We start from the raw sequence: 13,053 nt of genomic DNA on the forward strand, positions 1-13,053 counted from the left end.
CCGATCTGCTCCCGCTCCAGCGGGCTCAACCTCAACGCCATAACCACCCCAACGAAAATCACGGAAGGGTGTTGCAACCATCGGTTGAGCCCGCCATGAGCGTTGTTTCCGGCGGTGATCGGGATCCTTGCCGAAAGATCTGCATACCGTACCGTACGGTATGCTCGATTGATGGGAACACGTGATCTCTGGCTCGGCGAGGGCGTCGTGGTATTGACCGACGAGGGACCGGCGGGTGTGCGGATCGACCGTCTGGCTGCCCGCCTCGGCCTGACGAAGGGGTCGTTCCATCACCACTTCACGGGGGTCGCCGACTACCACGCGGCGTTGCTGACTCATATCGAGCATGGACAGGTCACCCTGCTCCATGGGCTGTCAGACGAGCTCGCGACCGTCGATCCGGTCGACGCCCTGCGGGCCCTTCCCTCGCGACTCGACGAGCTGTTCGACGCCGAGCTGGATCGGGCCCTGAGGGCGTGGGCGATCGGGAACGACGGTGCGCGTGGCGTGGTGGAGCGCGTCGACAGCGCGCGGCTCACTTTCCTCGAGACCCTCTGGAACCGCGCTGTGCCCGACCCGGCCCGGGCGCGTGCCGCCGCCCTGCTGCCGCTTCTTGTCCTGATCGGAGCGAACGCCATTCGCCCACCGCTCGACGCTGCCAGTCGACGTGCCGTGTTCGACCTACTGCCAGACCTGATTCCCCATGTCTGAGGTCCCGTTCGGGCGCCCCCGCCTGCGGACAGGCGCCGTGCTTGCCGTCGCTGTTGCGCTCGCGCCGGGCATCGTGACTGCTACCGGGGTTCATCGCCTAGAAAGAGGAGATAAATGCCCGCTGTCGATGTGCTGATCGTCGGGGCCGGCCCGACCGGGCTCACCCTCGCGGTCGATTTGGCCCGCCGTGGATTTCGCGCGGTGCTGATAGAGGCCGCGCCCACACTGCCTCGTCAGTCCCGAGGCAAGGGCCTGCAACCTCGAAGCCTGGAGGTGCTTGACGATCTCGGTGTTATCGACGCGGTTCTGGGACACGGTCAGTCGCGCCAGGACATCACCCTGTACCGCGATGGCCGGCGCCTTGCGCGGATACCCGCCGGTCTCGCCGAGCCGCGCGCGGATTTGCCGTACCCGAACATCGTGATGATTCCTCAGTGGCGCACCACCACGCTGCTCGCACGGCGGCTGCACGAACTCGGTTCCACGATTCGGTTCAACACTCGCCTTGAGTCGTTCACCGCTGGTAACGACGCGGTGCGCGCCGTGGTCACCACAGCGGACGGCGGCCGGGAGGATTTGACCGTTCGCTACCTCGTCGGTTGCGACGGCGCGCACAGCATCGTGCGTCGCACACTCGAGCTCGAGTTCGCCGGTTCCTCCGACGAGACGCAGCGCTACCTGCTCGGTGATGTCACCGTTCCCGGTTGGCACCCCGAAGTCGACGGAGCCGTTCGCTCACATGCATGGCTCGGCACGGACGGGTCGTTCCTCGGTCTGGCTGGCCTGCCCAAGACCGGGCAGTGGCAGATCGGCGCGAGCATCACCGCCGGCGACGACCTCGAGCCCACCCTGGAGGCCCTCCAGCGGCTATGGGACGAACGCACCGGCCACCCGCAGGTCCGCCTGTCCGACGCGACCTGGTTGTCGAACTTTCGGGTCAACGTCCGCATGGTCGAGGACTACCGCCGCGGCCGAGTCCTGCTCGCCGGCGACGCCGCGCACGTGCACCCGCCCACCGGAGGGCAGGGAATGAACACCGGCATCCAGGACGCCTACAACCTGGGATGGAAGCTTGCCGCCTGCCTCAACGGCCACGACGACACCCTGCTCGACACCTACCCGGCCGAACGCCTTCCCGTCGCCCGTCGTGCGTTGGCGCAAAGCACCGACATCCTCTACGTGGTCACCAGTCGCAACCCACTCGTCCGGTTCGCCGTGCAACGACTGCTCCTGCCGCTACTCAGCCGACCCTCGATCAACCGCAGGCTCACCGCTCGTGTGTCCCAGATCGACATCGGCTACAGCGACGGGCCCCTGGCAGACGACGAGCTGTCCGGCGGCCGCGTCCGACCCGGCGATCGGGCCCCCGATGCGCACCTCGTCGATGCCGCAACCGGGCAACCACTGCGGCTGTTCGACCTGCTCCGCGGGCCACAATGGATGCTACTCCTCCTCGGCGACGCATCCGCCAGCCGCCTCGACCGTGATGCTCTTCCCGACGAGGTGCACACCTGCTTGATCACGCCCGCGCGGTCGACGTCGTCCTCCGGCCGGGTGGTCATCGACCGCGACGGGACGTTTCGCCGGGCCTACCGAGCAAAGCCCGGTACCGCGTTGCTCATTCGCCCGGACGGCTACCTCCACTGGCGCGCGCGCACTCCCTGCGCCGACGCGGTGGCCAAGCACGTCCTCGGCGCAGGCGGGTACGCCCACCCGCTGCCGCTACCCGACGACAGCCCGGGCGCGTGAGAAGCCAAGACACGGAGGAGGGCTGAGCCTTTCCGCTGAGGCAGGGTGGCTGACTGGCACGGCAGCAGGAGTCGGGCACGGTTCGCAGACGATGGCGGGTCACGGTGTCCGACATGGTGAGGCTCGAATCACGTCCAGTGTGGTTGATTGTGACCCATTACCCTCAGGAGTCCTTCGAGATGGTGCAACCCTGGTGGCCGCTGGCCTTGTTGGCAGTGATCCAGCTCTGCGATGCGGTGCTATGCGCAAAGCCGGTCGCCTTCATTCGGCAGTGTTTGATCGACGTCCGGTTCCCCGAACGCCTCTGGAAGTTTCTCCCTCCGCTCAAGGCTGCCGCAGCGGCTGGGCTCATCGTCGGGATCTGGGTTCCGCCGTTGGCGGTGCTCGTGTGTGCGGCGCTGGTCTGCTACTTCGTGGTGGCGGTCTCGGCGCATGTCCGCGCCCACGATTTCGGCCGCAACCTGTTCCTGAACGCGACGGCGATGTTGGTCATCTGCTCGGCGGCGCTGGCCTCTACCGTCCAGGCAGCGTGATCGAACCCGCGACGATGGCGCGGGGGTTGGGTCATCGCGCGTAACGCTTCGTATTCGGCGGGTGGGATGTTGACGCGCCTGCGCTGGATCGCAACCCACAGCGCGTCCAATGCCAGGTCGATGTAGAGAGGCGGGCGACAGCGCAGCCGTGACGTGGTGCGCGTCCCGACCCCTCAGCAGCGCGCGCCGTCCCGCACCGCCAGGAGCGGCAGGCCCGCCGCGTACCTCCGGAAGAAGCCGGCAGTCGGGGTGTCCGCTGTCGCAACGGCCTCCGGCGTGCCCGCCGCGATCACCGTGCCCCCGTCCGGACCGGCTCCTGGCCCCAGGTCGATCACCCAGTCCGCGGATGCGGCGACGGGGATGTCGTGTTCGGCCACGACGACGGTGTTGCCCGAGTCCAGCAACACGTCGAGCGCGTCCACCACGCGCTGGATGTCAGACGGGTGCAGGCCCGAGACGGGCTCGTCAAGAACGACAAGGCCGGCTTTGCGGCTCGCCGCGCCTCGCTGGATCGCGGACGCCAGCTTCAGCCGCTGCGCCTCGCCGCCGGACAACTCTGTGGCGCTCTGGCCGAGTTGGAGATAGCCGAGCCCCACCTGGTTCAGAGCTCCCAGGGTCTCTACGAGCTGCCGGGGTTCGGAGAACTGCTCCACGGCCTCGGCAACGGTGAGCTCCAGCACCTGATCGATGGCCAGCCCCCGGTACGTGATCTCCAACGCCTCCGGCTTGTAGCGCCGACCCTCGCAGGCGTCGCAAACCACCCACACGTCCGGCAGAAAATGCATGTCGACCAGCTTGCGACCATAACCGGTGCAGCTCTCGCAGCGACCGCCATCCGCGGTGTTGAAGCTGAACCAGGAGGCGTTGAGCCGGCGCCCGCGCGCCACGTCGGTCTCGGCGAACAGCTTGCGGACGATGTCGAACGCCTTGCTGTACGTAGCCGGGTTGGATCGCGGCGTCCGCCCGAGCGGTTCCTGATCGACGACGGCGACCCAGCTGAAACCCTCGATGCCGGTCACCTCCCGCACCGTGTCGGTCGCCGTCCCGTTCAAGGCGGCCTCCACGCTCGCCCCGAGCGCGGCGAGGAGGCTGCTCTTGCCGCTGCCGCTCACGCCGGTCAGGCAGGTGAGCCGCCCGGCGGGGAACCTCACCAGGCTCGCGGACACGTTGTGCGCACGCAGGCCGTGCAGCTCCACCCAGCCGGTGTCATCCCCGGCCGGGCGGCGGGCCCGGTGCAGCCGCGGCCCCTCGCCGGCCAGATAGCGCCCGGTCAGCGACTTGGAATGAGCGGCCACGTCGGCGGGAGGCCCGGACACGAGGACCTCACCGCCAAGTCGGCCCGCGCCGGGCCCCATGTCGATCACCCAGTCGACTCGCGCGATCAGCTCAGGGTCGTGCTCGACGAGGAGTACGGTGTTGCCGGCCTCGCGCAGCTCCAGGGCGATGTCGAGCAGGTGTGCCTTGTCCGCCGGATGCAGCCCGGTGCCAGGCTCGTCCAGGACGAAGATGATGCCGCTCAGCTCGGTGCTGAGCTGCGCGGCGAGCCGGGTCCGCTGCAACTCGCCCCCGGACAGCGTCGCTGCGCTCCGGGACAGTTGAAGATGGGCCAGGCCGAGCCGGTCAAGGATTCCGAGCCTGCGGCCGAGGTCCTGCAGCAGCGGATCACCCACCTCACGCTGCCGGGCGTCCAGCTCGTCCGCCACGCGTTTCGCCCAGTCGCGCACCTCCCGCACCTCCACCTCGAGCAGGTTGGGGTAGGTCAGTCCACCGAGCCGCACGGACCGGGCCACCTGGTCGTATCCGCTGCCGCCGCAGGTGCCGCAGGGCTGTTTGCGCATGTACGGCAGGTAGCGCTGCTTGGCGCTGGACGTCTGGGCGTTCACGAACACCCGCTCCACCTCGGCGAGCGCGCCCCGCAGCGGCTGACTCGAGGTGTAGGTCACCAGGGCCGTCTCATTCCTGTTCGTCATGTCGATGGTCGCCTCGATCTTCTCGTCACCCGTGCCGTGGAGCACGCAGTGACGGAACTCCTCAGGCAGCGACTGCCACGACCGGCCCAGGTCCACGCCCCGCTTCTCGGCGAGCGCCGGTATGAACGCGTGTTCCCCCGAGCGCCATTTCGCGTACCAGGGCGAGGCCCCCTCGAAGAGCGGAAGCTCCGGGTGGGTGATGACCAGGTCCTCCTGCGCCTGCCAGCGCCCACCCACCCCGTGGCAGTCCGCACAGCTCCCTTCCGGTGTATTGCGGTCGAAGTGAGCGGTCGTCAGATGCCCGTCCTCAACCGCCGCCGCCGAATCTGTGCCGATCCCCGGAAGCCGCGAGTACAGCAGCCCAAGGTGCCCGTCGATGCCGGTGATCGTCGCAACCGTGGAACGGGGGTTACGGTTCAGACGGCGCTGGTCGACCGCGAGCGTCGCGCCGAGGCCCAGGATACGGTCGACCTTCGGTCGATTACGCTGCGTTATGTACTGCCGTACGAACGGCGAAAGCCCCTCCAGATACCGCAGTTGGGCTTCGCTGTGCAGGGTGTCGATGGCCAGCGAAGTCTTGCCGCTGCCACTCACGCCGGTGAAGGCGACGAGCCGCCCCTTGGGAATGCTCACGGACACGTCCCGCAGATTGTTGGTACGAGCCCCCACCACGTCAATCGTCTCGCGTCCCATACTCGCGAAGTCCCGTGCGAATGCGGTCAACCTTTGTTCACCCTCTCGCGACGCGGCATGGCCTGGGCGCAGCGGCCCACCCACCCGTGCCGAACACGTCGATCACGCCACTACCCGCCAGGCCGTCATCGGTGGCGCTGAGCGGTCGCTGTATCAGATCTGTCAGCCCGTCGCCCGACCCCGATACGGCCGTACTGCGGCTCAGGTCTCGGATTCCGCAATGAGCTTCGCGGTGTCGGGGGCGAAGACGGTCATCCAGTGCGGATGCAGCCGGTAGTAGACGACGTCGTTGTCCCAGTCGAAGAAGTCATCGCCGTAGAAATCCTTGAGGTACGCCAACAGTTCCGGCCAGTCCGCGGCCGGCTCACTGTCCCGAGGGTTGAGGGTCTCCACCTTGCCATGCGTGAATACGCCCAGGTCCTCACCGCGCATGTGTGCGGCGCTGACGGCGGACCGCGCCGCGAGGTGGCGGGCCTTGGCGGCACCGCGCGCTGTGCCGAAGTGCCACTTTCCGTGTAGGAAGTGCCCATCCACACCGCTGATCCGGGGCTCGCCTTTCACCGTCACCGTGGACAGGGCGAGAGTGCACATGCCGGCGAGGACCTGGGTGAGCTGCTGAGCGTTCAGGGTGCGCTCGGTGCTGATGATCGAGCGGAGGTGCTCGGCGGAGCGGGAGAGGGAGTCGTCAAGGAGGGCCTGAAGCTCATTGAGCTCTTCTGGAGTTTCGCGCACGCTGTTCCTCATCTATCTATCTATCGGTCCATGGTGTCGGTCTACGCGGGCCGTCGACGCCGGCCCGATGAACCCCATCCTCGATCCGAAACCTGACACCTTGTGTCATATATCCTCGTCCGTCTTGCGGATACCACCGGAACGCCGCCCCAGGAGGCGGGCGACCACGCGGCGCCGCCCGCCCCTGCCGCGGCCTACTGGCCGCCCGCCTCCTGCGGCTACCGGCCGCGCACCGCAGGGCTGGCGCGCGTGACCGAGCATCCGATGTGGGCAAGATTCGACGCCACAGACCTCACAGGACGGACGCGCCCCTGCCGATGAACTCAGCGATGCAGATGGAGCCGGTCACCGCCGTGAACGACACGCCTCCGGAGCGGTTCCCGTACGAATGGCTGGCCGCGGCAGCGTGCTTCCTCACGCTGAGCGGCCGGCGGTGCCCTGACCGTCGGTAGCGAGTTGCAGATGCCTCGAAAACCGACGCTGTCCGTGTTCATCACATGACTTGAGGTGATGATGGTCAAAGTTAAGCTGCCCTGACGTGCGGGAGCGAGCCGAGCTTTGCCGATTCCGGAGGTGCCACCACGATGGACAGCCGAATAGCACGTCCCGCGACCCTCCTGTTGGCGGCGCTGTGCGCACTGTTGCTGCTCGGCGTCGACGCGGTGCTGGGTACGGTCGCGCCGGTACGAGCCGGTAGCGCCACCGCGACAGTCAGCGGCACTCTGACCGAACGGTCGGGCCGACCGGCTGGCCAGGTCAGGGTCACCCTCGCGCCGGACTCCGGCGCCGAGCATCCGACCTACTCGACCACCACGGACCGGGCCGGCCGGTGGCGGGTGGCCCGGGTGTCGGCCGGGCGCTACCGGATCACCAACCAACTGTCCGGCGTGTTCCGGCCCCGCTACTACCCGAGCCGGCTCGGGTTCCCCTGGGGAGCTGTCACCGTGCCGGCCCGTGGCCGGCTCGTCGTCGACGACGTGCTTCCTCCGGCCGGCCGAATCCGGTTCGTCGCGGCCGACGCGGCCACCGGCGCCGAGGTGCGGACCTTCTGTGTGCAGGACCCGATGGAGCTCGGCCTCATCTGCACCAACCCCGCCGGGACCTTCCCGAACGGGTACGTCGACCTGGAGGTGCCGCCCGGCCACTACCGATTCACCGGCGCCGCGAACGACGGCGTCCACGAGGGTGGGATGGTCGAGGCGACCGCAGTCGCCGGGCGGGTGACCCACGCGACGCTGCCGGTCCAGCCGCCCGGTAACGAACTACGCGTGACACTGCGAGACCGGGCGACCGGCGCGCCGGTGCCCAACGCGGGAATCATCGCCATCTCGGTGGACAAGCGGTTCCCCGACATCTATGACGCCAACGAGATCTCCGACGAGAACGGGGTGGTGCGGTTCCGGAGCCTCCACCCGGACCGGTACAACATCTGGGCCGGCGGCTCGGCCGAGGGGCACGGCGCGCAGTGGGTCGGCCCGAGCGGTGGCACCGGCGACCGGACCAAGGCAGTGGTGGTCGCGCCAGGGCCCGGGATCACCACGCTGCCCGACATCCTGTTGGACCGGGCTGGGTCGATCACCGGGTCGATCACCGACGCGGTCACCGGCCAGCCGGTGTCGGTGACCGTCGCGCTGACGACCTACGATCCGTTCTGGTACGAGACCACCCGGAAGGTTCCCGGCGACGGCTCGTACACCTTCAGCGGGCTCGGCCCGTACGAGTGGTCACTGGCGTTCATCCCACCGGGCAACGGCGGCGCCAACAGCGTCTACGCCACCCAGTGGTCCGGTGGGGCGCCGAACAGCGTCAAGGCGACCCGGATCAAGGTCGTCGCAGGCGGCATCACCGTGGCGAACGAGCGGATGAGCGCCGGCACCGCCGTCTCCGGCCAAGCCAACGGCCTCCCGGTGTACGGCTACAGCTACCCCGTCTACGTCTACAACGCCGACACCGGCGACATCGTCGCGGTCGACGAGAACGTCGAGGACGGCCGGTACGACGCCCGACTCCTGCCCGGCCAGCGGGTCCGGCTCTGCCTGCACCCCGACCGCTGCTACCCGAACTACGTCCGGCAGGTCGACGCGTCCGCCATCCGGGTGGGCACCTCGCCGTTCACCGTCAACTTTCCCGGCCGGCGGGGCTGAGCCGGGACGAGCACCGGCGCCGCCCGCGCACCCCGGCCCGGGCCGGGTCAGCGTTCATTGCCTACTTCCGCCAAGCGGGTGCGCAGGTCGGCAAGCTGGGAGAACGTGTAGGCGCAGGTAAGGGTGGGTGCCCCAGGCTCGCCAGTCGCAGACCTGGTATTCGTCGAGGCCGGCTTCGTTCTTGGCCTGTTGAAGCACTCTTCGATCGCCCACCGTGTCCCTGCGATGCGGGCTAGGTCGAGCAGGCGGGTCTTCTTGGCCGAAGCGGACGCCGAGGAGGCGTTGCGGCCGGTCGAACCCCGTGTGCGGAACTGCTGGGTAAAACCTCTTTCCACGGTGCTGTGGCGGGCCCACGCCGGCGCGATCCTTTCCGTCCGGATCTCCGGGCGCCAGCAGATGCTGTTATGGACGACTCGCCGCGCAATTGTCCCGATGACAAGGACCGGTACCCCCGGCGCCTATGACCCAGCGCCGGGGCGTGAGGTAGGCATCGGCGTTCCCGACGGGGTGGTGATCCGAGGCGAGGTAGATCTGTGTGATTGACTCGGCTCATAACGAGTGAGCGGACCGGGCGACGGTGAGGGGCCACGCGTAAATGGGCGGCGAGGCGAACCTGACGACCGCGCGGCACATCGGTCTGTCGATCGAGGCCGGCGGCGCATCGGAGCCTGCTCGCTTTATATTGCTGCTCGGCACCAGCCGTCACGGGTGTGTCCTGGAACCGGACGAGGTGGTCGTCGACGTCGGCGGTCGGCACAGCACCCGCATGTACATGCTGGAGCAGTGGATCGCGCACCTCCACGGGCTACGCACTACCAGGGGCGGCACGGTCATGCTGCCGTACCACTTCGCCGACCAGTGCAGCGCTTGGCTCAGGGTCACCTCACGGGACGGCGTTACCGCAGAGGTTCAGGCGGGGTGGAGCCTGCTCAGCGAGTTCGGATTCGATCAGAAGAAGTTCGCCGGCGAGGGCATGCTCATTAAGGATTTCGATCCGATCCCTAATGCCCGAATCTCGCGTCCACTCGATGACATCATCCGGGCGGTCACAATCTCCCGCGACCACGTGGCCGAGCTCCGCGATCTGTAGCTTCCATTCGAACATTGTCCACGCACCGGTCGGCATCTTATCCCTGACTACAAACGCACCCTCATCGGCTACTTGTGCGGGCGTTGGTCGTCCTACCGCGTCGGCGTGACGTGAGCCGGTGATGGCGCGTCGGCAAGGTGTTCGCCATCTTTGCCAACGTTCTGGACGTCAACGAGGCGGGCGAGGTGACCAACTACGGCGATGCGGAGTATCGAGCCGCCCAGTGGATCCGTCGCTGCTGCGACGACAGCTACGAGGTGGATCCTCCGTTCGTTGGTTGGGAACTCGAGCTGCCGCTGTAGACATCGCGGGTTGTGAGAGATCCGCCCCCTGCGTACCCAACTCGGCCCGTACGAGTACCAGCCGGTCCCAAGCACACCGCCAGGCCTGGCAACGCGCGACTCGCGCCAGATCCGGATGTGCGCGGCGGCCAGCCCGGCGAGGCGACCAGTAGCATCCCGGACATGTCCGATCTTGCTGCGCGGTTCGCCCAGCTCGCTGGCGAGTACGACTGTCGAAAGAGAGCGGCGACCGCGCTCATCGGGCGCTGGGACTGGTACAAGTGGCCGGGCCTTGATCTTCGTCCGTTGCACTTCGAACGGGACCTGCTCAAGGCTGGCCGCCGGTTGGACGCCAGGCCGCCGGTGGATCGGGATGTTCTGCGCATCGGGTTCGACGCCGACGGCCGCGCGGTGGTGATCGAGGAGTACAGCGGCTTTCTTCACGGCCGCCTGCATTACGAGACGTTCGTCGGCCACGACGGCGACGTGGTCGAGGCGGCGCACTTCGATTCGGACGGGCCCATCTACCTGCACGAATACCGTTTCGTGGACGGGTTGATGCGCTCAGCCGACACGGTCGCGCGGGGCGGCTCGGGGCGCGAGTCGTACGCATACACCGATGGGCGGATCAGCCGCGTCGAGATCGAGCACGACGGCCGGGCGCCGTCGGTGCTGACGGCGGAGCACGACGACCGCGGCCTGGTCCGCGTCGTCGAGGTCATGGGCCGTCGGTCCGAGGTGCGCTATGAGCGGCCGCCGGCCGGGTTCGACCTCGAAGCGGCGTGCCGAACCATCGAGGACGCATTCCTCACGCTGATCCCGGACGCCGTGGCGCGCCTGACGGTCGACGGCCCCGCCGCCTGCGTCGCGCTGAGCTACTACCGACCGGATCCGCTGTCCTTCGAGGTCCACGGGGCCAGTGAGGACGAGCGGGCGGCCCTGGCGACGATCGACACCCAGGCAGCATGGTCGCCGGCCGACTTCGAGACCAGTACCCACGTCGACCTCGACAATGCAGGACCGGTGCGGCTGGTACGACAGGAACTCGCCCTGCTCGACGCCGACGACCTCGATGCCGCCGCCGGGTCCGAGGTGGGCCGGCGACTGTTGTGCGCGGTGGCGGCTCGGCTCAACATCCTCGACTGGTCGGACACGCTGCCAGTCGCCGACGACTTCATGGTGTACCCGGTCGACCTTGAGCTGGTCGACCTGGAGCGGAACCTGGCCGACTGCCTGCCGCCGGACCGGCTCGCCCGGCTACGCGAGCGCGGCCTGCTGTGACTGACCCCGGCCAGACCCGACCTCCGCATCCGCTCTCCGGCACGTCCGAACGGCACTCAGGCCAGCTCGGCGGGACACTGCGTAGCACGCGCCTCGCGGCAGATCAGTGCACCTGATCTTGGCCTGGTGCAGCAGGCTCGGACGCACATGACCTGCCACGATCACCGGTTTTCCAGCGCGTCGGCCTGGCGGCGGAGGTCTGCCGCGATGTCGTCCCAGTCGGGACCGTGCATGTAGAGGCTGGCCGCCGCCTCGCGCATGAGCGACGGTTCGTCTGGTAGCTGCAGGAGAACAAGACGGTATGCGAGGTTGCGGATCCAGACCGGCAGGTAGCCGTCGGCCACATTCGGGCACAGTTCCCGCAACATGGCGAGGATGACATCCGCGTCCGCGAACGTCAGCTCCTCGACAAAGTAGTGCTCCCGGTGGTCGCGATCGCACCCTGGCTTCGATCGGTACTCGTCACCATAGAGGCACCGGGCGTGCTCGGTCAGGGTGCTGTGCATGCCCGGAGCCTACGACGCCCGTGAACTGCGAAATCGAACCTAGCCCCATCACCGACGCGGGACGGCGGGCATCCACTCTTCGGCACGACCGAGCGTCCGACCCCATCGCACCTCGGGACGGAGCGTGGCGCCCGATCGCGGCAGAAGCGGATGCCGCACCAGAACCGGCCCCACAGCGAGACGCCGACCTGGTCTGTTAATGCGGCAAGATGCGCACGGGATCAGTCTTGCCAAGAGGGAACACGATCACCCTGTTCCGCTGGCGACTGGACGTGGCGCGCTCGCTCTACGATGGCCCGCATGTCGTCGGTCGCGAATGATGCCCTGCTGGACATAAGGCGAACGTCGAAGTACCGCGCCGGGATCTGGCTGGCCCGCACTGCCAACCTCGCGCTGCTTCCGGTGGTTGTCTGGGGCATCACCTCCGGGGCGCCGAATGTGCCCGCGCTGCCAGACTCGGTCTTCATGGCCGCCTGGGCCGTCGGGTGCGTGACACTCGTGCCGGCCGTAGTGCTGTTCTACCGCTCCGGCATTCCCTTCGAACGCAAGGGCGCGACCTGGGTCACCGACAAACGTGTTGGCAATGCCATCCTCCGGGATGTCTTCTGGCGTCGTCCCTGACAGGCAGCCGTCCTCTTCAGGGCGTCCGCGACGACGGGCACCTCACTGACGACAACCGGCCGTACGAGCGGCTCGAACGCTCGACCACTCATCCCTGGCGCCGCCGCGCGGCAAGACCGAACCGCTGGACCTTGATTGGCCGCTCGCAATCTCTGACGGACGGCACCTGCGCCGGCTCGGCGGCACTCTGCGTAGCGCGCGCCTCGCGGCAGATCCGTGCATCCAGACCGATCTCTCGAAAGATTTGCTGAACCACACCGCCAGCCTGGCGCTGCACCGACCGGACGGCCCTGAGCCAGCCAAAGCCGTCCGCCGCCAACGCGTCACCGATCCACGTTCCAGCGGCGTCGAGCACGTCCCGAGGACGACGGGCCGACACCAACTCCTCGTCCACCACCGGCCGAGTGTGGACCAGCAGTCGACCGAACAAGATCCCCGCCCTCAAGCACACAACGCGGCATGAGCGTGGACGTCGCCTGAGGTAGCTTCTGCGGATGCCTCATGATCCGTTGCTGGAGATGCCCGCCGAATCTCGCGCGGAGCTGACGGCGGCTGTCTGCGCTGCCATCGACATCGATCCGGCTACTGCGGAGGACATCATCCGCTCGACTGAGCCATTTTGGGATGCGATGGAACGAGCCGGTGGCCTCGTGGACTCGTGGGGTGGCGGCGAGTTCTGTTACGTCCTGCCGAGGGTCTTGTCGTTCATCCGGCAGACCGCCAATCCGTAGCGCAACCGGTG

13 protein-coding genes and 1 pseudogene are annotated in these 13,053 nt (G+C 67.9%); 9 read left to right on the forward strand and 5 right to left on the reverse strand.

The window, feature by feature from the left end:
- The first annotated feature begins 171 nt into the window (after positions 1 to 171).
- From ABZU43_RS21455 to ABZU43_RS21465, 3 genes are all read left to right on the forward strand, one after another.
- Positions 172 to 711, forward strand: a complete 540-nt coding sequence (locus ABZU43_RS21455; protein ID WP_355008248.1) for a TetR family transcriptional regulator — start codon at positions 172 to 174, stop codon at positions 709 to 711.
- Between the two features lie 129 nt (positions 712 to 840).
- On the forward strand, positions 841 to 2,460 hold the full coding sequence (locus ABZU43_RS21460; RefSeq protein WP_355008249.1) for an FAD-dependent monooxygenase: 1,620 nt from the start codon (positions 841 to 843) through the stop codon (positions 2,458 to 2,460).
- Positions 2,461 to 2,573: 113 nt separating this feature from the next.
- Positions 2,574 to 2,993, forward strand: coding sequence for a DoxX family protein (locus ABZU43_RS21465; RefSeq protein WP_355008424.1), 420 nt, complete (start codon positions 2,574 to 2,576; stop codon positions 2,991 to 2,993).
- Between the two features lie 173 nt (positions 2,994 to 3,166).
- Here ABZU43_RS21465 and ABZU43_RS21470 read toward each other — a convergent pair whose 3' ends face one another.
- On the reverse strand, positions 3,167 to 5,656 hold the full coding sequence (locus ABZU43_RS21470; RefSeq protein ID WP_355008425.1) for an excinuclease ABC subunit UvrA: 2,490 nt from the start codon (positions 5,654 to 5,656) through the stop codon (positions 3,167 to 3,169).
- Between the two features lie 201 nt (positions 5,657 to 5,857).
- Positions 5,858 to 6,388 carry a pyridoxamine 5'-phosphate oxidase family protein gene (locus ABZU43_RS21475; RefSeq protein ID WP_355008250.1) on the reverse strand — a complete coding sequence of 177 codons (531 nt, stop codon included), beginning with the start codon at positions 6,386 to 6,388 and terminating at the stop codon, positions 5,858 to 5,860.
- Between the two features lie 584 nt (positions 6,389 to 6,972).
- Here ABZU43_RS21475 and ABZU43_RS21480 point away from each other — a divergent pair.
- Positions 6,973 to 8,532: a carboxypeptidase-like regulatory domain-containing protein gene (locus ABZU43_RS21480; protein WP_355008251.1), complete on the forward strand. Its 1,560-nt coding sequence runs from the start codon at positions 6,973 to 6,975 to the stop codon at positions 8,530 to 8,532.
- 132 nt (positions 8,533 to 8,664) lie between these two features.
- Here ABZU43_RS21480 and ABZU43_RS21485 read toward each other — a convergent pair.
- Positions 8,665 to 8,789, reverse strand: a pseudogene (locus ABZU43_RS21485) (IS701 family transposase); the annotation flags it as partial.
- Positions 8,790 to 9,127: 338 nt separating this feature from the next.
- Between ABZU43_RS21485 and ABZU43_RS21490 the strand changes: the two are divergent.
- From ABZU43_RS21490 to ABZU43_RS21500, 3 genes are all read left to right on the forward strand, one after another.
- Positions 9,128 to 9,622, forward strand: a complete 495-nt coding sequence (locus ABZU43_RS21490) for a hypothetical protein (protein WP_355008252.1) — start codon at positions 9,128 to 9,130, stop codon at positions 9,620 to 9,622.
- Between the two features lie 137 nt (positions 9,623 to 9,759).
- Positions 9,760 to 9,924, forward strand: coding sequence for a hypothetical protein (locus ABZU43_RS21495; RefSeq protein ID WP_355008253.1), 165 nt, complete (start codon positions 9,760 to 9,762; stop codon positions 9,922 to 9,924).
- Positions 9,925 to 10,086: 162 nt separating this feature from the next.
- Positions 10,087 to 11,184: a hypothetical protein gene (locus ABZU43_RS21500; protein ID WP_355008254.1), complete on the forward strand. Its 1,098-nt coding sequence runs from the start codon at positions 10,087 to 10,089 to the stop codon at positions 11,182 to 11,184.
- Positions 11,185 to 11,345: 161 nt separating this feature from the next.
- On the opposite strand, the gene ABZU43_RS21505 is transcribed toward ABZU43_RS21500, so the two are convergent.
- On the reverse strand, positions 11,346 to 11,690 hold the full coding sequence (locus ABZU43_RS21505; protein WP_355008255.1) for a hypothetical protein: 345 nt from the start codon (positions 11,688 to 11,690) through the stop codon (positions 11,346 to 11,348).
- Positions 11,691 to 11,990: 300 nt separating this feature from the next.
- Here ABZU43_RS21505 and ABZU43_RS21510 point away from each other — a divergent pair, with 300 nt between their 5' ends.
- Complete coding sequence (locus ABZU43_RS21510; protein WP_355008256.1) at positions 11,991 to 12,311, forward strand: hypothetical protein; 321 nt, start codon at positions 11,991 to 11,993, stop codon at positions 12,309 to 12,311.
- An 88-nt stretch (positions 12,312 to 12,399) separates the two neighbouring features.
- Here ABZU43_RS21510 and ABZU43_RS21515 read toward each other — a convergent pair whose 3' ends face one another.
- Entirely contained in the window at positions 12,400 to 12,708 is a 309-nt protein-coding gene (locus tag ABZU43_RS21515; protein ID WP_355008257.1) for a hypothetical protein, read from the reverse strand.
- Positions 12,709 to 12,805: 97 nt separating this feature from the next.
- Between ABZU43_RS21515 and ABZU43_RS21520 the strand changes: the two genes are divergently transcribed.
- Positions 12,806 to 13,042: a hypothetical protein gene (locus tag ABZU43_RS21520; RefSeq protein ID WP_355008258.1), complete on the forward strand. Its 237-nt coding sequence runs from the start codon at positions 12,806 to 12,808 to the stop codon at positions 13,040 to 13,042.
- The last annotated feature ends 11 nt before the right edge of the window (positions 13,043 to 13,053 follow it).

Source organism: Micromonospora sp. NPDC005205, assembly GCF_040608275.1.
In the GTDB taxonomy this organism is placed as follows: Bacteria; Actinomycetota; Actinomycetes; order Mycobacteriales; family Micromonosporaceae; genus Micromonospora.

What these genes read in the sequence shown, in the direction of transcription:
- ABZU43_RS21455 (WP_355008248.1), top strand. Translation starts at nt 172, where the DNA reads ATGGGAACACGTGATCTCTGGCTCGGCGAGGGCGTCGTGGTATTGACC.
- ABZU43_RS21465 (WP_355008424.1), top strand. Translation starts at nt 2,574, where the DNA reads ATGGTGAGGCTCGAATCACGTCCAGTGTGGTTGATTGTGACCCATTAC.
- ABZU43_RS21470 (WP_355008425.1), bottom strand. Translation starts at nt 5,656, where the DNA reads ATGGGACGCGAGACGATTGACGTGGTGGGGGCTCGTACCAACAATCTG.
- ABZU43_RS21480 (WP_355008251.1), top strand. Translation starts at nt 6,973, where the DNA reads ATGGACAGCCGAATAGCACGTCCCGCGACCCTCCTGTTGGCGGCGCTG.
- ABZU43_RS21490 (WP_355008252.1), top strand. Translation starts at nt 9,128, where the DNA reads ATGGGCGGCGAGGCGAACCTGACGACCGCGCGGCACATCGGTCTGTCG.
- ABZU43_RS21500 (WP_355008254.1), top strand. Translation starts at nt 10,087, where the DNA reads ATGTCCGATCTTGCTGCGCGGTTCGCCCAGCTCGCTGGCGAGTACGAC.
- ABZU43_RS21505 (WP_355008255.1), bottom strand. Translation starts at nt 11,690, where the DNA reads ATGCACAGCACCCTGACCGAGCACGCCCGGTGCCTCTATGGTGACGAG.
- ABZU43_RS21510 (WP_355008256.1), top strand. Translation starts at nt 11,991, where the DNA reads ATGTCGTCGGTCGCGAATGATGCCCTGCTGGACATAAGGCGAACGTCG.
- ABZU43_RS21520 (WP_355008258.1), top strand. Translation starts at nt 12,806, where the DNA reads ATGCCTCATGATCCGTTGCTGGAGATGCCCGCCGAATCTCGCGCGGAG.